This window comes from Brevundimonas sp. GW456-12-10-14-LB3 (assembly GCF_059424365.1).
On sequence record NZ_JBWKZJ010000001.1, the window covers coordinates 98,186 to 117,074 of the forward strand.

16 protein-coding genes, 3 tRNA genes and 1 pseudogene are annotated in these 18,889 nt (G+C 67.1%); 8 read left to right on the forward strand and 12 right to left on the reverse strand.

The genetic code is table 11. The annotated features are described in order from the left end of the window. Positions 1 to 28 precede the first annotated feature (28 nt). Positions 29 to 5,845 carry an IPT/TIG domain-containing protein gene (locus tag AC07XS_RS00485; protein ID WP_494732641.1) on the reverse strand — a complete coding sequence of 1,939 codons (5,817 nt, stop codon included), beginning with the start codon at positions 5,843 to 5,845 and terminating at the stop codon, positions 29 to 31. A gap of 335 nt (positions 5,846 to 6,180) precedes the next feature. Here AC07XS_RS00485 and AC07XS_RS00490 point away from each other — a divergent pair, with 335 nt between their 5' ends. From AC07XS_RS00490 to AC07XS_RS00505, 4 genes are all read left to right on the forward strand, one after another. Next, positions 6,181 to 6,717, forward strand: coding sequence for a phage tail protein (locus AC07XS_RS00490; RefSeq protein ID WP_182713117.1), 537 nt, complete (start codon positions 6,181 to 6,183; stop codon positions 6,715 to 6,717). A 67-nt stretch (positions 6,718 to 6,784) separates the two neighbouring features. Then, a complete protein-coding gene (locus AC07XS_RS00495) occupies positions 6,785 to 7,327 on the forward strand; it encodes a tail fiber protein (protein ID WP_182713118.1) in 543 nt (180 codons plus the stop codon). Positions 7,328 to 7,363: 36 nt separating this feature from the next. Continuing rightward, positions 7,364 to 7,903 carry a phage tail protein gene (locus tag AC07XS_RS00500; protein ID WP_182713119.1) on the forward strand — a complete coding sequence of 180 codons (540 nt, stop codon included), beginning with the start codon at positions 7,364 to 7,366 and terminating at the stop codon, positions 7,901 to 7,903. After that, entirely contained in the window at positions 7,896 to 8,441 is a 546-nt protein-coding gene (locus AC07XS_RS00505; RefSeq protein ID WP_182713120.1) for a GNAT family N-acetyltransferase, read from the forward strand. The genes AC07XS_RS00500 and AC07XS_RS00505 overlap by 8 nt, the downstream gene beginning before the upstream one ends. Here AC07XS_RS00505 and AC07XS_RS00510 read toward each other — a convergent pair. Further along, positions 8,434 to 8,712, reverse strand: coding sequence for a DUF6916 family protein (locus AC07XS_RS00510; protein ID WP_182713121.1), 279 nt, complete (start codon positions 8,710 to 8,712; stop codon positions 8,434 to 8,436). The two genes, AC07XS_RS00505 and AC07XS_RS00510, sit on opposite strands and share 8 nt — an antisense overlap. Before the next feature lie 374 nt (positions 8,713 to 9,086). Here AC07XS_RS00510 and AC07XS_RS00515 point away from each other — a divergent pair, with 374 nt between their 5' ends. Together AC07XS_RS00515 and AC07XS_RS00520 are read left to right on the forward strand one after the other, a co-directional pair. After that, positions 9,087 to 9,545 carry a hypothetical protein gene (locus AC07XS_RS00515; RefSeq protein WP_182713122.1) on the forward strand — a complete coding sequence of 153 codons (459 nt, stop codon included), beginning with the start codon at positions 9,087 to 9,089 and terminating at the stop codon, positions 9,543 to 9,545. A gap of 318 nt (positions 9,546 to 9,863) precedes the next feature. Next, positions 9,864 to 10,301: pseudogene (locus AC07XS_RS00520) on the forward strand (M13-type metalloendopeptidase); the annotation flags it as partial. A 225-nt stretch (positions 10,302 to 10,526) separates the two neighbouring features. Here the strand turns inward: AC07XS_RS00520 and trhO are convergent. The 9 genes from trhO to AC07XS_RS00565 all read right to left on the reverse strand — a co-directional run bounded on the left by trhO (position 10,527) and on the right by AC07XS_RS00565 (position 15,853). Beyond that, complete coding sequence (trhO, locus tag AC07XS_RS00525; protein WP_182713123.1) at positions 10,527 to 11,486, reverse strand: oxygen-dependent tRNA uridine(34) hydroxylase TrhO; 960 nt, start codon at positions 11,484 to 11,486, stop codon at positions 10,527 to 10,529. A gap of 31 nt (positions 11,487 to 11,517) precedes the next feature. After that, a tRNA-Arg gene (locus tag AC07XS_RS00530) sits at positions 11,518 to 11,594 on the reverse strand. 17 nt (positions 11,595 to 11,611) lie between these two features. After that, the gene (locus tag AC07XS_RS00535; protein WP_054765943.1) at positions 11,612 to 11,917 is read right to left on the reverse strand and encodes an ETC complex I subunit; all 306 of its coding nucleotides are present in this window, start codon (positions 11,915 to 11,917) and stop codon (positions 11,612 to 11,614) included. Between the two features lie 78 nt (positions 11,918 to 11,995). After that, positions 11,996 to 12,072: transfer RNA gene (locus tag AC07XS_RS00540), tRNA-Pro, on the reverse strand. A 46-nt stretch (positions 12,073 to 12,118) separates the two neighbouring features. After that, positions 12,119 to 12,598 carry a DUF192 domain-containing protein gene (locus AC07XS_RS00545; protein ID WP_182713124.1) on the reverse strand — a complete coding sequence of 160 codons (480 nt, stop codon included), beginning with the start codon at positions 12,596 to 12,598 and terminating at the stop codon, positions 12,119 to 12,121. Between the two features lie 19 nt (positions 12,599 to 12,617). Next, the gene (locus AC07XS_RS00550; RefSeq protein WP_182713213.1) at positions 12,618 to 13,142 is read right to left on the reverse strand and encodes a cold-shock protein; all 525 of its coding nucleotides are present in this window, start codon (positions 13,140 to 13,142) and stop codon (positions 12,618 to 12,620) included. 251 nt (positions 13,143 to 13,393) lie between these two features. Further along, positions 13,394 to 13,468 (reverse strand) — tRNA-Glu (locus tag AC07XS_RS00555). Positions 13,469 to 13,563: 95 nt separating this feature from the next. Next, positions 13,564 to 15,375, reverse strand: coding sequence for a single-stranded-DNA-specific exonuclease RecJ (gene recJ / locus AC07XS_RS00560; protein ID WP_182713214.1), 1,812 nt, complete (start codon positions 15,373 to 15,375; stop codon positions 13,564 to 13,566). A gap of 40 nt (positions 15,376 to 15,415) precedes the next feature. Further along, positions 15,416 to 15,853 carry a hypothetical protein gene (locus tag AC07XS_RS00565; RefSeq protein ID WP_054765950.1) on the reverse strand — a complete coding sequence of 146 codons (438 nt, stop codon included), beginning with the start codon at positions 15,851 to 15,853 and terminating at the stop codon, positions 15,416 to 15,418. Positions 15,854 to 15,983: 130 nt separating this feature from the next. Between AC07XS_RS00565 and phaC the strand changes: the two genes are divergently transcribed. Continuing rightward, the gene (gene phaC / locus AC07XS_RS00570; protein WP_182713125.1) at positions 15,984 to 18,005 is read left to right on the forward strand and encodes a class I poly(R)-hydroxyalkanoic acid synthase; all 2,022 of its coding nucleotides are present in this window, start codon (positions 15,984 to 15,986) and stop codon (positions 18,003 to 18,005) included. Continuing rightward, a complete protein-coding gene (locus tag AC07XS_RS00575) occupies positions 18,002 to 18,379 on the forward strand; it encodes a hypothetical protein (RefSeq protein ID WP_182713126.1) in 378 nt (125 codons plus the stop codon). Before phaC ends, AC07XS_RS00575 begins: the two co-directional genes overlap by 4 nt. Here the strand turns inward: AC07XS_RS00575 and msrB are convergent. Next, positions 18,376 to 18,873 carry a peptide-methionine (R)-S-oxide reductase MsrB gene (gene msrB, locus AC07XS_RS00580; protein WP_182713127.1) on the reverse strand — a complete coding sequence of 166 codons (498 nt, stop codon included), beginning with the start codon at positions 18,871 to 18,873 and terminating at the stop codon, positions 18,376 to 18,378. The two genes, AC07XS_RS00575 and msrB, sit on opposite strands and share 4 nt — an antisense overlap. Between the last annotated feature and the right edge of the window lie 16 nt (positions 18,874 to 18,889).

Sequence of the window (18,889 nt, forward strand, 5' to 3'; positions counted from 1 at the left end):
CGCATCCGGGCCGGCGTCATGATGGCGGCTACCATCCGTAGGTAAACCGCAGTTCGGCGCCATGGCTGACGCTGGCGTCGCCCAACTGGCCACGATACCCCAAGCCGAGCAGCAGACGATCCGACACCTGCCAATCCGCCCCAAGGTCGAGCTTGAGCGCATTGCGCGACCAGGCGTCCAACGGCACCAGATAGGACGGACTGGCCGCCCAGTCGGCGTAGCGGACCGTCTGGCGTCCCACCTCTTCAAGCTCATGCGACCATTCGAGACGGGCGGAGGCGGTTATGACGCCGGCGCTGCGGGTGTCGGCGACCCATCGCAAGGCCGCGCCCAGGTTGGTGGACAGACTGCTCTGATCGACGCCGTCCCAAACCAAGGCCCCATAGCCCCCGCCGGTTTCGGTAAAGCCGTCCAGAGTGATCTCCCGCGCGTCGATGCGGGCGTAAAGGTCCGTCGTTACCCGGTCGGAGCGCCGCAGCCGCCCGAACGCCGCCGAGGCGAAGAGGGCCTCCCCCGAGCGCTCGGACGCCGCATAGCCGTTTGGCTGGCCGGCCAGTCCCGAAACCCAGCGACGGGCGTCGAAGTCCAGGTCAGAGACGCCCGCGACGCCGTCGACATACAGCCCCCGGGTCGGGCGCCAGCTTCCATAGAGGGCGGCACTGAACGCCGAGCCGTTGGAGACCGTGCCGTTGTCGCCGACCTTGGTCCGATCCTCGCCGTAACCAAGGCCGCCGCCGACGACCAGCCCGTCCGCGATCTGGTAGTCCAGCCCCACGGTCACGCCTTGGGTCGTGAAGCGATAGTCCCGCTGTCCCGCCGCGTCCTGCCGTCCCCAGTCAATGGAGCCGGCCGTCCAGAACCCGACAGACCCCACACCCTGCGAGCCTTTTGGAGCGGCCGAGAGGGTATTGGAGCGAGGCGTGGAGGCCGCCGCTTCGAGGGCGTCGCCGCCGACCCCGGTCTCGAGACCGAGCGCATCGCGGCTCCGGTCGTTCAGGGCGCCCGGGTCGATGGGATCGCGCGCGCCCAGAGCCTGCCGAAGCGCCTGCCGCGGATCATTGTCCCTGTCGGCCAAGCCGCCCAGGCCGAAGTTGAGGCTCAAGCCGTTGGATGATCCGTTCGTCCCGCTACGGAGGGCCTGTAGGCGTCGCTGGAAGTTGTTCAGCTGAACGTCGGCGAACCGTCGGGCCGACGTGACCTGCGCGGTGGCGACGCCGCGCACCTCCGGATCCAGTCCCGGATCAGGTCGGCCTTCGACGGTGACGGTCAGGACGCCGTTGGTCGAACCCGCAGCATTGGTCAGGCTGAAGGTGATCACGGCCTCTCCGGTGAAGTCCGTCGCCGGCGTGAAGGTGAGGCTCCGCTCCCCGGCGACCGTGGTCAACGTCGCCGATCCGGCTGTGGTCGGAGCGACGGACACCACGGCGGCGCCGATGAAGGGTCCACCTGTCGTATCGTCAATCCGAACGGTCACGGGGACGCCTTGAAGCGTGGCGGCGGTCAGGGCCTGTTCACCGGGGACGGCCAAGGCCGCCAGACTGACCTCGCCCGGCGCCGATGCGCCGAAGGGCAGGTCTATCACATAGGCCAGGGACGCGACGCCGGCCGCCGCAGACACCGTCTCCAGCGACCGCAAGCTCGTATTGGCGGCGGCGGGGGTGAAGACGATGGTCAGGCCCTCGACGACGGCGGAGCCGGAGGTCGGGGGGCGTGTGATGCGCAAGCCGTTGAACGGCCCGCCGACCAAGCCTGTGGTCGGGGTGATCGTCACGGGCGCGCCGGGCCGGGTCGTCAGGGCGAAGTCGGGCGCCTTGCCCGCGACCTGGATCACGAAGGCGGCGGGCGCCGAGTCTCCGCCCGGTCCAGTGGCGACGACCGACACGGTTTCCGTCCCGAGGAAGTTGGCGGCCGGCGTATAGGTCAGCACCCAGGGATCGGCGGCGGAGCCGTCGCCGGAGATGGCGGCGACGCCGTTCTGCGGCGGAGCGTCGACCCGGTAGCCCGTGACGACGCCGCTGCTGTTCGGCGCCAGCGGCACCTTGACCGGCTGAGGTCCGCTCCCGCTCGGCGGCGGCGGTGCGACAGGCGCAGCGGGCGGCGTCACGACAGGAGCCGCAGGGGCTTCGACGATCAAGCTGACGGTCGCCGGCGCAGAGGCGCCGCCCGGACCCGTGGCGACATAGGTGAAGCTGTCGGCGCCAGAGTAGTCTGCGGTCGGCCTATAGGTGACGACTTCGCCCGACACCGTCGCGGCGCCGTGCGCCGGGGCCGTCGCGATCGCGATGGAGGTCCGCACGCCGCTGATCGAGCCGGACAGATCGACGGCCGTCCCAGCACTGTTGAACGCGACCGTCACGCCGACGCGATCCGAGACGACCGGCGCCGCTGGAACCGCGACCGTCAAGGAAACCGTCGCCGTGTTCGACACTCCGCCTGCGCCGACCGCCTGATAGGTCAGGCTGTCCGGGCCGAAATAGCCGGATGTCGGCACATAGGTGAGGACGTCGCCGGCGACGGTCACGGCGCCGTGCGCGGGCGCGGTGACGATCACGACCGAGCCATGGGCGCCGCCGGTGATGGCGCTGGACAGGTCAATGGCGGTTCCGGGGCTGTTGAAGGGCACAACCACCCCGGTCACATTCGCCGCGATCGGAGCAGCCGCTGTGACTGCAAAGCTCTGCTGCACGCGCGCCGCCGCTGTCCAGTTCGCGTCTCCCGCCTGATCGGCGTTGATCACGCAGGTTCCCGGGCCGGTGAAGGTCACGGCGGCGCCGGCCAGGGCGCACCCTGTGCTGGCGGCGTCAAGACTGAAGGACACGTTCAATCCCGAGGTCGCGACAGCCGCGACCGTATAGACCGGTCCAGGAACCGTGGCGGCCGGCGCGGTGGAGGTGAAGCTGATGGTCTGGGCGCCCTTGGCGATGGTCCCTGAGACCGTGGCCCCGATCGCCGTGGCCGGCGTCCCCTGGCTGTCGGTCGCCTGGATCGCATAGGCGAAGGCGCCCGCCGTCGTCGGCGTGCCCGTCACTGCGCCGGTCGCGGTGTTCAAGCTGACGCCCGCCGGCAGGGCGCCGGAGGCCAGGGCGTAGACATAGGGCGCTGTTCCGCCCGAGGCCGGGTTCGACTGGCTGAAGGCGCCGCCCACGCTCGTGCCCGTCGCAGCGCCCGGCGTCACCGACAGGGTCGCCGCCGTGGCGGTGAAGCTGCGCTGAACCTGGGTCGCCGCATTCCAGTTGGCGTCGCCCGCCTGGTCGGCGTTCAGGGTGCAGGTCCCAGGGCCAAGAAGGGTGACGCTGGTTCCCGACACAGTGCAGACCCCGGTCGTAGCCGAGGTGAAGGCCACCGCCAGGCCCGAGCTGCTGGTCGCCGAGACCGTCAGCGGCGAGGCCGACAGGGAGGCGTCCGCCAGGGCCGCGAAGCTGATGGTCTGGGTCCCCTTGGTGATGGTCCCCGAGACCGTCGCCCCGGTCGCCGTGGCCGGCGTCCCCTGGCTGTCGGTCGCCTGGATCGCATAGGCGAAGGCGCCCGCCGTCGTCGGCGTGCCCGTCACTGCGCCGGTCGCCGTGTTCAAGTTGACGCCCGCCGGCAGGGCGCCGGAGGCCAGGGCGTAGACATAGGGCGCTGTTCCGCCCGAGGCCGGGTTCGACTGGCTGAAGGCGCCGCCCACGCTCGTGCCCGTCGCAGCGCCCGGCGTCACCGACAGGGTCGCCGCCGTGACGGTGAAGCTGCGCTGAACCTGGGTCGCCGCATCCCAGTTGGCGTCGCCCGCCTGGTCGGCGTTCAGGGTGCAGGTCCCAGGGCCAAGAAGGGTGACGCTGGTTCCCGACACAGTGCAGACCCCGGTCGTAGCCGAGGTGAAGGCCACCGCCAGGCCCGAGCTGCTGGTCGCCGAGACCGTCAGCGGCGAGGCCGACAGGGAGGCGTCCGCCAGGGCCGCGAAGCTGATGGTCTGGGTCCCCTTGGTGATGGTCCCCGAGACCGTCGCCCCGGTCGCCGTGGCCGGCGTCCCCTGGCTGTCGGTCGCCTGGATCGCATAGGCGAAGGCGCCCGCCGTCGTCGGCGTGCCCGTCACTGCGCCGGTCGCCGTGTTCAAGCTGACGCCCGCCGGCAGGGCGCCGGAGGCCAGGGCGTAGACATAGGGCGCCGTCCCGCCCGAGGCCGGGTTCGACTGGCTGAAGGCGCCGCCCACGCTCGTGCCCGTCGCAGCGCCCGGCGTCACCGACAGGGTTGGAATATAGCTATAGGCGTTGACGGCTGTAGCGGTCCCGCCGGCCGTGGTCACGGCGACCCCGACCGATCCCGCGCCCGCCGGCACGGTGGCGGTGATCGAGGTGGCGGTATTGGCGGTGATGGTCGCCGCGTTTCCGCCGAAGGTGACGGCGCTCGCATTGGTCAGATTGGTTCCGGTCAGGGTGACCGTGGTCCCTCCGGTCTCGGGACCTGTGTTCGGCGAGACCCCGCTGATCGTCGGAGCGGCCGCATAGGCGTAGCCGCTGACGGCGGTCGCCACGCCGCCGGCCGTGGTGACGGCGACATCGACGACGCCCGCCCCCGCCGGGGCGGTGACGGTGATGGAGGTGGCGGTGTTGGCCGTGATCGTGCCGGCGACGCCGCCGAAAGCGACGCCCGTAGCGCTTGACAGGTTCGTTCCGGTTACGGTCACACTGGTCCCACCGGCGGTAGGGCCCGCGGCGGGCGATACGGAAGTGATGGTCGGCGCCGCCACATAAACAAAGGCGTTGCTGAGTGTCCCCGTCCCGCCCGGCGTCGTCACCGAAACCGACACGGTCCCCGCCGAACCTGCGGGAGAAACCGCCGTAATCTGCGTGGCGCTGTTCACGACGACACCCGTGGCGGGCGATCCGCCGAAGGAGACGGCGGTTGCGCCGGTAAAGGCCGTCCCCTGGATCACAACGCTCGTTCCGCCCGCCGTCGGGCCCGAGTTGGGCGTGACGGAGGTCGTGGTGGGCGCCGCGACATAGGTATAGGCGTTCGTGGACGTCACACTCTGACCGTCGGCCGTGGTGACGACGATGTCCACCGATCCCGCCGCATGCGCCGGCGTGGTGAAGGTTATGGAGGTCGATGATTCCGCTGAGGGGGTGGCGGAAACGCCGCCGATCACGACCGCATTGCCGCTGCTGCTGAACCCGGTTCCCGAGAGGGTGACGCCCGTACCGCCGGCGGTCGAGCCGCTGCTGGGCGAGACGTTTGTAATCGCAGGCGGCGTCGAGACCGATACGACCGCGCTATAGGTGTTGTTCGTATCGCGCCCGGTGGATGCGGCTCCCTGGGCGATGTCGAACGTACCGCTGTAGGATTGGTTGGCGATATACTGGCTTTGCGCCGAAGACCCCGTGAAAAGCACCCCCGCCCCCGACAGGGTGACCGTCGTCTGACCCGCCACGGGCGTGAAAAACACATAGCTGCTGCCTGACGGCCGCGTCAGGCTCGATCCGTCGTTGAAGGTGAAGGTCCAGCCGGTCGTGAGCAGGGCGCGGTTATTCGTGCCGGCCCCGTTCAGGATGTTTCCTTCGAAGCGGGGGCTCGAGGTCAGGGTCGACGCCGCACAAGCGTAGACGAGCGATTCAGGATCCGAATCCGCAGCAATCTTGAATACGGCGTACGCCGCGCCGTCGCCGGGCACGCGAAGAAGATTCAGTTGACCCGAACCACTGACGTTCGAATCCGAGCGCGAGGCGGACGCGGTGATCGTGCACACGGACTGGGCGCGGGCCGAGCCGCTGCTGAACGTCAAAAGAAGGAGCGCGAGCAGGCCCACGCCGAATGCGGCGAGCAGGCGCGCAGCCTCGCGGGGCTCACGCCCGACAAACGTTTTACCCAAAGCCCACCCCTACCCAAAACTCTCGCCTAAGCTGTGCGTCCCTGGCAGGACCCCAACTTGACGCCCTGCGGCATTACCCCGCTAAGGACACCACCCTACGTATCACCGTGATATGCCTGCGGCGAATCATTAATTTCAAAATCGTATTTTATGCCGCTAAAACAGCATTTTCTGTACATACTGCGACGCTACGACTGGTTGTGTTTCGCGCCAATTTCGGCGGATCGCAGAAAAAATACTTGCGGTTTTTGAGGCTCGCCCCCCATGCTGGCGGTCTGCCGACGAGGCGGCTCCCGAGCCGCAACACTCGTTTTCCGCGAACCGAGGGACGCCGCATGTCGACTGTTTTCTTGGGCCAGATCATGATGACTGGCTTCAACTATGCGCAGCGCGGGTTCGCGCGCTGCGACGGCGCGATTCTCAGCATCGCGCAAAACAACGCCCTCTACGCCCTGCTCGGCGTCACCTACGGCGGCGACGGCGTCACCACCTTCAAACTGCCGGATCTGCGGGGACGCACGCCGGTCGGCGGCTTCCCCTCACAGAACCCCAGCTGGCAGCCCGCGCCCTATGGGATGGGTCAGGTCGGCGGGGTTGAGACGGTGTCTTTGAGGGCGGATCAGAACGGCCCGCACACGCACGCGATGATGGCGACCACAGCCGAAGGCGTCAGTCCCTATCTCGACGGCGCCCAGACGCTGGCGCAAGCCTCCGCACCGGGCATGCTCTACGGCCAGCCGCAAAACCTGATCCCCCTCGCCGGCAATCCGACATCGATCGCCGGCGGCGGTCAGCCGCACGACAACATGCAGCCTTTTCAGGTCATCAACTTCAACATCGCCCTGCAGGGGGTCTTCCCCTCGCGCAACTGACCGTCCGCCGCCGACGCGCAGCAAGATCGGACTGAGCCGCCCAGGCGGACATCATCGAGGATGTAAAATGAGCGAATGCTACGTTGGAGAAATCCGCCTCCTGCCCTACATGCGCGGCGCGCCCGAGGGCTGGCACGTCTGCGACGGATCGCTGTTGCCCATCGCGGAGTATGACGCCCTGTTCGCCCTTCTGGGCACGACTTACGGCGGCAATGGACAGCAGACGTTCGGGATTCCGGATCTCAGAAGCCGGGTGCCCGTGCACCAGGGGACCGGCCCCGGCCTTTCGAACCGTCCGATCGGGATGACCGCCGGTGAGGAGTCCGTCCAGCTGACGTCGCTCCAGATGGGCCCGCACGTCCACACGCCGATGGCGTCGACGGCTGTGGCGACAAGCAATTCGCCGGCCGGCGCCGTGCTCGCCGCCCTGCCGGCGGATATAGCCGAGACCTTCTACAATCCGCAGCCCGGCGACGGCGCCCCCGTGGCCTTTCCCCAGACCACCCTCGGCGTCGCCGGCGGCTCTCAACCGCACGACAACACCGCCCCCACCATGGCGCTTCAGTACTGCATCGCCCTCCTCGGCTACTACCCCTCCCCTCCCTCGTAACTTCGCTCGACCCCATCAGAACGCAAGGACTTCTCAATGTCTGAACCCTTCATCGGCGAAGTGCAGATTTTCGGCTTCCCGTTTGCGCCGTACGGCTGGGCCCTCGCCGCCGGACAGCTCGTCCCCATCCGGCAGCAATCGGCGCTGTTCTCATTGTACGGCATCCAGTTCGGCGGTGACGGCGTCAACACCTTCGGTCTGCCTAACCTGGCCAGCCGCCAAGCCTGCGGAGCCGGCCAATCGCCGGGCAACAGCCGTCGCCCTATGGGCCAGGCCTTCGGCGCTCCGACCGTCGCCCTGACGGCGGCTGAAACCCCCATGCACAACCATGCGATCAGCGAGTTCGAGCCGTCTGACCCCTCTGTGCTGACGGCGGCGCCGACGCCTGCGTCAGCCATCGGCATTGTGGGCAATTCAGGCTTCAACGCCTTCGCCGCCGTCGGCGCGTCGGGAACCATGATGAACCCCAACGCCATCGGCCTGTCGGGGTCGGGCGCGCCGCACGAGAACCTTCAGCCCTATCTCGGCCTGACCTATGCCGTCGCCCTTACGGGAAACTATCCCTACTTTGACTGAAACGACGCCCGCGCCGTTTCCTGCGGCCGGCAAGCCGCTGGAGCGCCGCGGGCTGTCGCGGTTGAGACTGAGACTGCGTCCCGCAGCCGAGGCCGATCTGCCCTTTCTCAGGGCGCTTTATGGAACGACCCGCTCATCAGAAGTCGCCGCCGCCGGATGGCCGCCGGTTCTGGCGGAGGCGTTTCTCGTCAGTCAGTTCGATCTCCAGCATCGCCATTTCGTGGGCGAACGGTTGGCGACGGACTTCTGGATCATCGAGCAGGCAGGCGTGGACGTCGGCCGGCTTTATCTGAATCGATCCAGCTCGACCTGGCGCGTGATCGATCTGGCCCTGTTGCCCGAAGCACAAGGCCGAGGCCTAGGCGGGGCCCTGCTGCGGATCGTGCAGGCGGAAGCGCGCGCTCACGGCGCCGACGCGCTTGATCTCCATGTCCTGAAAACCAATCGACGGGCCGCAGCCCTCTACGGCCGCCTCGGCTTCGTTTTGACCGCCGAAGAGTCCGCAAGCCACGACCGGATGATCTGGCCGATCAGTTGAAGACCGCTTGATAAAGCACGCCCGCCGGATCGCGCCCGATCGGCACTAGGAAGATCGACAACCTGCCCAAGGTCGCATTGCTAAGGCTGTACATCTTCTGCGGCAGAACGATCGCCGAAGTCCCGCGGAAGACCAGGGAGAAGGGCTGCGGGTTCAGACCAGTGGCAGGTAAAGGGGCAACCTCCACCAGTGTGAGCGGCATCGTGGCCTCGCCCACAGACAGATCGAACGCCTCATGGGCCACCCCAGCAAAGCTTTGAAGATTAGGCATTAAACATTTCTCCCACGCCACCTTCACCCGCGCTGCGCGAACTGGCAAGCGGAATGGCGACTGTTTGGGGCATATCACCTCCTCGCGCCGAGATTTCGCCTGCTAGCTGGAGCCCGCCGCCGGGACTTTGCGCAGCTGCCCCCTGGCGTGTCGCCCGTCGCACCCCCGCGGCTCGACTATTCGGCGTCTGCCGGGCTCCAAGGCAGGGTCGGAAGTCTGCAACTTCAGCGTCCTTGGCAAGGACCGAATGGACACCCAATTGAGAGCGCCCAGCTCGAGCGCCTCAGCCTCGGATTGACTCTCGCGCTATTTACGCGATTGTAGATTGTCAATCAGCGCGTGTAGAGGAGGTATCGATGCTGAGAACTACGCTCATGGCGGCCGCAGCCGCATCCATGATCAGCCTTGTTTCGGCGGAACAGGCTCAGGCGGGCACCTTCTATCTGCCGCCCCCCGGGGTGACGGGGCCGGCGACCGGGACCGTCACCTTCCAAACCTTCATAGGACCGGTCACCTGCTCGGTGCGATCGAGCTGGCGAATGCAGAGCGGTGCGCCGTGGTTGGGCACGTCAACCCTGACGGGACCGAACTGCTTCCTGGTGACCCTGAATGGGTTTGGAAGTCTGGTCGCCCCCACGCCGTCCACCCTGCCGTCGGGGATTAACAGCCAGGTGATCCTGAACTGGAGTGTGTCAGGAGGATCCACCTGCATGTCCTCCATGTCGCCCGGAATCTTCGACAATCCGACTTCGACCGTCAGCTTCACGGGGTCTGGGGTGAGTTGCGTCGCCTCGGGAACCTTGACGTTTCCAGGGCTGACGCTTCTTCCTTAGGCGCGTCGAGCAAGTCGTCGCTGGCCGCCAAGCTCGAGAAGGCGGGTCCTGTCGTGTCAGGCAAGCCCCAGCGACGCGCGCGCAAGAAGCGAAAAACTCGGCAGTCTTATGCCCCCTCGACGATGTTCAGCGTCGTGACGGTCCCCTGAAAAATGCGTCTGGAGCGCATGTTGCAGCTTGGAGAACTCTGCCAACCGATAGCGCTCCGCATGGCTGACTCGTCCTTTTAGTCGCCATCATTACTGGGTGTGCGGTCTACTGAGCCAGAGAAGAGCGTAAGCCAAATCGTCGTATGGGGATTGCCTCGCACTCGCGGTAAGGCGGTCGCCGACCAGTCGCGCCGCATTCGACGCCAAGGCCGAACGGCTGGTCTCTCAATACGATAGCTATGAACCTCTACCCGGCGTTCACCTGGACGGGCGCCGATCTCTCGGCGAGAACCTCGCAGATTTGGTCGGGGTGACCCTGGCGCTTGATGCGCTCCGGCTGCATGCGGCGGAGACCGGGATGGAAATGAACGCCCGGTTGGACGGCTTCACCGCAGAGCAGCGCTTCTTTCTGAGATGGGCGCAGTTCTGGCGCACACAGCCAACTGAAGACGCCCTGAGGCGTCAGTCTCAGAACAGCTACCACTCCCCGGCCCGCCACCGCGTCAACGGCGTCGTCCGCAATCTCGACGCCTGGTACGCCGCATTCCATGTCGGGCCGGACGCGGCTCTGGATCGACCACCAGACGAAAGAGTGGTGGTTTGGTAGCGCCTCGGATTCACGATCAGAACTCGGCGCTTGCGAAAAGCGTATGCGCCCAACGTCGCCTTTGAGTCACGCCGCGTCATCCAGCCTGACCCCGGCTGATTAGAACTCATCCAGAGGCAATCCGAAAGGTGGGTACAGACGTGGGAACAATTCAAGATTGTGGCTTATGACATTGTTTTTATTTATTTAACCTACAAAGCGGACACTGCTTCCGCCGGCGCCCCGTCAGGCCGGATCCGTTCGCCCCAGATGCACCTGCCCTCGCCTTCGGGCCAGCTCGATCTGTCTTTGCCGCTCCGCATAGCGCAGCCTCTGGGCGTCGTCGCGCGTGTCCCTGCAACGGTCGCAACAGACGCCTTCGATGAAATGGGGCGAGGCCCGCCCCGCCGCGTCCACAGGCATGCGGCAGCCCCGGCAAAGCGTGTGCTCGCCCCGGACCAGACCATGTCCGACTGACACCCGCTCGTCAAAAACGAAACAGTCGCCCCGCCACAGGCTGTCGGCGGGATCGACCTCTTCCAGATAGCGCAGGACGCCGCCTTCCAGATGGTGGACGTTCTCCACCCCTTCCGCTTTCAGAAAGGCGGTCGACTTTTCGCAACGAATGCCGCCGGTGCAGTACATCGCGACCCGCTGCGGCTTGCGTTCGTCCAGCAGCGCCCGGCCTTCCGTGCGGAACCAGTCGGGAAAGTCGCGGAAGCTGCGGGTGTTCGGCTGCACCGCCCCCTCGAAAGCGCCGATCTCGCCCTCATAGTCATTGCGGGTGTCGATGACCAAGGTGGTCGGATCAGCGATCAGGGCGTTCCAGTCCTGAGGCGCCACATAGACCCCCGCCTGGCGCGCGGGGTCGAGATCGGGCTGACCCATGGTCACGATCTCGCGTTTGATGCGGACCTTCATCCGGAGGAAGGGCGCCTCCCCCGTCCAGGCGTATTTGACGTCCAGATCGGCGAACCCCGGCAAGGCGCGGATCTCACCCAGCACCGTCTCAATCCCCGCCTCCGGCCCGGCGATTGTGCCGTTCAGCCCCTCGGTCGCGACCAGAAGCGTGCCCTTGACGCCGCACGCGTCGCAGACCGCCTGAAGCCGATCCCGCACCAGGACAAGCTCGTTCTCCCCTATCGGCGCAAACCGATACAGGGCGGCGACTCGAATCTGAGGAGAGGCGAAAGCGGGGTCTGTCATCGAGAAAGCTCTGATCGCCGCCGCCGGAGAATGGCGCGCCCTGTAGGACTCGAACCTACAACCGTCCGCTTAGAAGGCGGGTGCTCTATCCGGTTGAGCTAAGGGCGCTCGGCAAAGGCCCGACGTCAGTGCGTCCAGGGCTGTTTGCGGTTGGTTGCGAAGTTGTCGGCATAGGCCTTGATGATCGTCGGCGCCTCGTGCGGCTCGTGCAGCCGGAACGGAATGCCGTGACGTTCGGCATAGGCGACGGCCTCTTCCTTCGAATCGAAGGTCAGACGCACCTGGCCGTTCATGTCGGAGCTGCCCGTCCAGCCCATCAGCGGGTCGATCGTGCGGGCCGAGGCCGGTTCGAACTCCAGGCGCCAGTCGCGGCTCTTGGCCTTGCCGGACTGCATAGCGGTCTTGGCCGGGCGGTAGATGCGGGCGAGCATGGCGAAATCCCTAGTGATCGTCAGGTCCTGTGGACCTGCCATAACGCGCGCCGGACACGGAATCCAGCGGCCGTTCCTTGGTCGGGGCGAGAGGATTCGAACCTCCGACCCTCTGGTCCCAAACCAGATGCGCTACCAGGCTGCGCTACACCCCGGACCGAACGGAGCGCTCTATTGGCACTTCAGCGCGCAATCCGCAAATCATGGCTTGAAATAAGGGTGCAAAACCTTGTCGCCGGGCTTGGCGCCGATCTCAGAGGCCCGGCCCGCGCGCAGTTCCAGAACCCCGTTGGCGGCGCCGTTCGAGGGGATCGGCGTCTCGGAAAAGGGCGTGGCGTGCGAGGCGATGGAGACGATTCGCCCCCTCGGATCTATATAGAGAATGTCCAGTGAACTGGGGGTATTGCGCATCCAGAAGCTCTGTTCGCGCGGCGGCTCTCCGGGCCATTGGAACAGCATGCCCTGATCGTCCGCCAACGGGGGACGGAACATCAGTCCGCGCTGCCGTTCGGGCTCATCGTCCGCGATCTCAACCCAAAAGGCGTGTTCGCCCGAGGCGGTGACGACCGCCAGCCGCTGCATCGGCTCGCCGTTGACGCCCACCGGCGCCTTGGCGGCGCACCCAGCCAGCGCCAGCGCCATCAAGCCGGCTGAAAACACACGTCGCACCAGATCGACCATCCGCCCTCCGGGGCGGCCTTCAGCCGCCCGTTCTGATTTCCGCCACCACCAGCCCCTTGGGGCCGCTGGCGAACCGCACCTGAACCGCGTCGCCGGGAACCAGATCGTCCAGTCCACAACGGCGCAGCGTCTCTATATGGACGAAGATATCGCCGGGTTCGCGATCACGCACGACGAATCCGTAGCCCTTGGTGCGATTGAACCATTTGACCACGGCGGGCTCCAGCGTCGCACCGGGGTCAAGCGGCGGCGCCGGCTTGTCGGCCTCGGTCCCGGGGCGTCTCGCCACCGCCCCGACGTCGCCGACGCCCAGGTCGTGAACCTGGACGGCCTGCCAGCCCTTGGCGCGCCGCACGCAGTCGCACACGATGGGCGCGCCCTCTTCCGCGTGGTCGCGCCCCTTGTCTCTCAGGCTGCTGATGTGCAGCAGCACGTCCCGCAGATCGGTCAAAGTCGGATCGTCCGGAACGATGAAGCCATAGCCCTTCGTCGGATCGAACCATTTGACGCGACCGACGACACGAACGGTCTCCGCCGTTTCCATCCCGTGGTAATCAGTCAACCTAATACCCCCGTCCGCTCCTCTACGGACCCTTGGATTCCGTTTAACACTGTTCCGCGAATCTTTGGAAAGCGGAATCTGGCCGCAGGGGGTGGGAATATTGCCTCAGGTCAGCAGAAACGCCTCGGTTGTGTCGCACGAACGACACCGATCCGGCGCACCGCTCAACGATTGAATTGGCGAGGATTTCTGTAGGTGAGGCGGCCGGAGGCCAGAGCCTTAACTTCACCGCGTGGCAGTCCCTAGGGGAATCGAACCCCTCTTTTCAGGTTGAAAACCTGACGTCCTAACCGATAGACGAAGGGACCGCTGCGCGGGAGAGCCGGCGATATAGCCGCGCCCTCAAAAGGGTGCAAGCGCGGATTTCGAGTTTTTCAGCAGCCTGGTCCCGAAGCGGCGACCGTCATAGGCGACGGGGATCGGCCACGTCTTCGATCTCGAACTGAACGCCGCGCCGGCCGTTCCAGTCGTCCGCCTTCAGACGACCGACGACATTCAGCCCCCCCTGGCCCGACAGCAGGGCCCGGCCGATCGGCAGATCGGCGCAACGCCAAGCCACCGCGCGGACGGACGCCCCGTCAGGGCCGACCAGACGACAGCGCACATGACCGCCGCTCATCTGCACCGCCTCGCGGGCCTGGACCCCGCCCAGAGCGAAGACGGGTTCGGGATTGGCCGGGCCGAACGGCGCCAGACGTTCGAACGAATCGAACAGATCGCGGCGAGCGGCGGCCGGATCAATCAGGGCGTCGATCTCCAGCACATCCATCGCCACGGCGTCTTCCCGTTCGCCGGACAGCCGCTCCGCCAGAAAGGCGGTCAGTTCGGCCAGTCGGCCGCCCTCGAGCGTCAACCCGGCCGCCATGGCGTGGCCGCCGCCGGCCAGCAGCAGCCCTGCTTCCCAAGCCGCCTGGACCGCCCGGCCCAGGTTCATGCCGGGCTGGGACCGGCCCGACCCCTTGCCCAGTCCCGTCACCGGATCCAATCCGACGACGATCACGGGCTTGCGCCAGCGCTCCCTCAGACGCCCCGCCACAATGCCGACCACGCCGGGATGCCAGTCTTCACCGGCGACCACGATCACGGGCGTATCATCGACGTGCGCCCCGGTCGCCTCCACCTTGCGCACGGCGGCGTCGGTCACAGCGCGCTCGACGTCGCGCCGAGACAGGTTCAGGGCGTCCAGCTCCTGCGCCAATTGCTGGGCCTCGGCCGGATCATCCGTCGACAACAACCGGGCCCCCAGGTCCGCGCGCCCGATCCGACCGCCTGCATTGATGCGCGGCCCCAGGATAAAGCCGGCGTGATGGCTCTTGGCCGCGCCCTGTTCCGCGCCCGCAGCGGCCAGAAGCGCGCGCAGACCGGGATTTCTCCAGCCGCTCATCACCTTCAGGCCCAGACTGGTCAGGGCGCGGTTGAACCCGGTCAGGCCGGTGACGTCGCAGATGGCCCCCAGGGCGGCGAGGTCCAACCACTGCCGCAGGTCCGGCTCAGGCCGGTCGGCGAACAGGCCTCGCCGCCGCGCCTCGCGGTTCAAGGCGGCCAACAGCACGAAGACCACCCCGGCCGCCGCCAGATTGCCCTGACCTGAGTTGCAGCCGGGTCGATTGGGATTAACCACCGCCAGGGCCTGCGGCGGCTCCGACCGCATCAGATGGTGGTCGATCACCACCACCTTCAGGTCGATGGCGGCGGCATGGGCCAGGGCTTCGTTCGCGGCGGCGCCGCAGTCCACCGTCACGACCAGATCGGCCCCGGCCGCCTTCAGCCTATCGAAGGCGCGCGCCGACGGGCCGTAACCTTCGGTCAGGCGATCAGGAACGTACAGAGGCAGGTCGGCGCCCATGGCCCGGAACCAGCGCACCAGCAAGGCCGCGCTCGACGCGCCGTCCACGTCATAGTCGGCGAAGACATGCACCCGAGCCTTGGCCAGCAGTGCATCGACGATCGCCTCGGCCGCCCTGTCCATATCCATGAAGCTGGACGGATCGGGAAAAAGGGCCCGCAGGGTCGGGGTCAGAAAATCCGCGCCCTGATCGGCGCCCACGCCGCGCGCCGCCAGCGCCCGCGCCACGGGCTCCTCGAGACCGAGCCCCTGACGATGGGCGCGAATCAGGGCCGGGTCCGCCGGGCGTTGTCGCCAAGCCCGCCCGGACAGGGACTGGGACACGCCCAGAAAACCGCTGTCGATCTTGAAGCCGCCGTCGTCCGCCATCATCGCATCATCCGGGGATTCTTCCGCCCCGGCGACCGCCTCATGGGATCGGTCGGCGATCGACGGGCGGCGGCGCCTTGGCGCGATCTCTCAGTTCCTGAGCGAAGGCCTCGATATCCGCCTGGGTGCGGGCCGCGTCCGGCGATACGGGGACAGCCCCCACCTGGGCGCGGACAGCTGCGGCTTCAGCCTCGGCGTCGGTCATCGTCCATTCGATTCGCGCCGCCTCCTGCGCAAGGGTCGAGCCCTCGGCCTGGAGCCGATCGATTGATCGCCCGACCTCAGCGACCTGCGGCAGATCGGTCGGGGCGGCGGGGAAATCACGCCAGCGCGGATAGTCTCGATTGGCGTCGACCAGAGCCTGGACGCGCGGCGCGATCGGCGAGGCGGGATCGGTGTCCAGACCCAGCGACCGCGCACAACCGCCCGAGGCTGCGATGAGACCCGTCAGACAAACGACGGAGGCGGCTCGCCTCATTTTCGGCCCGCCGGCTTCATTTTAGATAAGTGCGCGTTCATTTCGAGGTTCGTCTTATGCCATCATCGTCCTCTGCGGAAGGGCGCGGGTTCGAACCGGCGTGACGCGAACAAGAAGGTGGAGGAAACCAATGGCCCGCGCTCCCGAAGACAGCCCGCCCAAGCCGGGCGCGCCCCGCGCCGAGCCGACCGCCAAGAGCCCGCGAAAGGCGGGACGCCCGACCTCGGCCAAGCCCCGCCCTTCAAAAGCCAAGACGGCCCCCAAGGCAGCGAAGGCCGCGAAGGCCGACGCATCGGAGGCTGCGGCCTCCGCCGCTAAGCGCGGTCCCAAGCCCGCTCCGGCGGATACGAGGCCGCCCGAAACCGAGGACGTCGCCCCGCCCTTCGGCGCCGACCAGGCCCAGTTGATCGAGACTCTGTCGATGAACCTGGCCAAGGCGGCGATGATGGCGCAGGGCGCCTTGGCCGAAGCCGCCCTGTCGCAGGCCGACCGTCCGGCGGCCTTGTCGCCCGACCCCTTCAACATCGCGCCCGCCCTGACGTCGATCATGGGCGGTCTGGCGGCGCGCCCCGAAAAGCTGTTTCAGGCCCAGGCCGATCTGTTCGGCCGCTACATGGACCTGTGGGCCGATACGGCGCGTCAGGCGGCCGGCGAACCGGCGAAGCCCGCCCCCGCCGACAAGCGGTTCAAGGATCCGGAATGGTCCGAGAACCCGATGTTCGACCTGATGCGCCGCTCCTATCTGCTGACGTCCGACTGGATGAACGGCCTGATCGCGGGGGTCGAGGACGTCGATCCGGCGGTGAAGCGGCGCGCCCAGTTCTTCACCCGTCTGCTGACGGACGCCTTTTCGCCGTCGAACTTCCTGGCGTCCAATCCCGTCGCCCTGAAGGCCCTGGCGGAGACGAGCGGCGAATCGCTGGTCAAGGGCATGCAGAACTTCGCCGCCGATCTGGAACGGGGCGCCGGATCGCTGCGGATCAGCCAGGCGGACTACGGCAAGTTCGTCGTCGGTCAGAACGTCGCCACCGCGCCGGGGCAGGTGGTCTGGCGCGACGATCTGTTCGAGCTGATCCAGTACGCCCCAGCGACCGAGACCCAGCACCGGATTCCGCTGCTGATCTTTCCGCCCTGGATCAACAAATTCTACATCCTCGACCTTCAGCCGGGCAATTCCCTGATCCGTTGGCTGTCCAGCCAGGGTTTCACCGTCTTCGTCTGTTCCTGGGTCAATCCGGATCGCGACAAGGCGGGCTATGGATTTGACGACTATCTGGACAAGGGCGTCTACCGCGCCGTCGAAAAGACGCTGGAGCAGGCCGGGACCGATCGGCTCAACGCCGTCGGCTATTGCATCGGCGGCACACTGTTGGGCGCAGCCCTGGCCCATATGGCGGCCAGGGACGATCAGCGGATCGCCGCAGCCACCTTCTTCGCCGCCCAGCACGATTTCGCCGAGGCCGGCGACCTCCTGCTGTTCACCGACGACCACTGGATCGCCGAGATCGAGCGCCAGATGGACGCCGCCGGCGGCGTCCTGCCGGGCGCGGCCATGGCCGACACCTTCAACGCCCTGCGGTCCAATGACCTGATCTGGTCCTTCTTCGTCAGCAATTATCTGTTGGGCAAGGATCCGCCGGCCTTCGACCTGCTGTTCTGGAACGCCGACCAGACCCGGATGCCCAAGGCCCTGCACCTGGCCTATCTGCGCCAGATGTACGGGGCCAACGCCCTGGCCCAGGGGGCGTTCAAGATCGGCGGGCTGACGGCGGACCTGTCCAAGGTGACGATCCCCCTCTATTTCCAGGCCAGCCGAGAGGACCACATCGCCCCCATGAACTCGGTCTATCGGTCCGCCAAACTGTTCGGCGGCAAGGACGTCACCTTCACCCTGGCCGGCTCGGGCCATATCGCGGGGGTCATCAATCCGCCGACGGCGAAAAAATATCAGCACTGGACCAACGCCGAACTGCCCGACACCCTGGCCGAATGGCAGGCGGGCGCGGCGGAGGCGCCCGGCAGCTGGTGGGACCACTGGGCGGCTTGGTTGCGGGCGCGTTCCGGCGAGCCCGTCGCGGCGCGCGATCCGTCGGCCGGCCCCCTGCCCCCGCTTGAACCCGCGCCCGGCGCCTATGTGAAGGTGAAGTCTTGAGCCGTCTGGAACCCAACCTCCTGCTGGCCTTCAGCACCGGCGTCGCCCTGGCGCTCTTGATCATGACGGCGACGGCGTTCGGCGCGCCGGGCCAGGCGGTGAAATATCTGATCACCGCCGTCGTCTGTTCGGCCCTGTTCGTGGCCTTCAACGGCGGGATGAACCGGCTTCTCAAACGCCCCGCGCCCCAGCCGATGATCCATCCGGCTTCGGCGGCCTCCGCCGTCTGGGCCGGCCTGTTTCCCTTGTTGTTGATCTTCGCCGCCGCCGCGCCGGTCTTTCTGCCGGGTCACGATTATGGCCTCCTGATCCTGATCGCCTCGGTCTGGTTCGGCGTGACGGTCGATTCCGCGATCCGGGCCAATCGCATCTAGGCGGGCATGAACTTCAGGGCCGCGCCGTTGTTGCAGTAGCGCAGGCCGGTCGGGCGGGGACCGTCGTTGAAGACGTGGCCCTGATGCCCCAGGCAGCGGGCGCAATGGTATTCGGTGCGGGGAATGCCGATCGCGAAGTCCCGCTTGCGGCCGATATTGGCCGGCAGGACTTGGTAGAAGCTGGGCCAGCCGGTGCCGGAATCGAACTTCCAGTTCGATCGGAACAGAGGCAGGTCGCACCCTCTGCAGACGAAGGTTCCCCGTCGATGCTCATCGTTCAGGGAACTGGTGAAGGGGCGTTCGGTCGCCTCGCGCCGCAGAACCCGCCAGGCGGCGTCGCCCAGCCGCCTGCGCCATTCCTCGTCAGAGAGTCTGCGATAGGGCGAGGCGGCGTACTGGGCCTCGCCGCCCGCCGCGGGCTCGGGCGAACAGGCGGCCAGGGCGACGGCGCCGGTCAAAAGGCCGCGACGATGGAGAAGCACGGGCAGGGTCATGCCCCCAGTACGACGG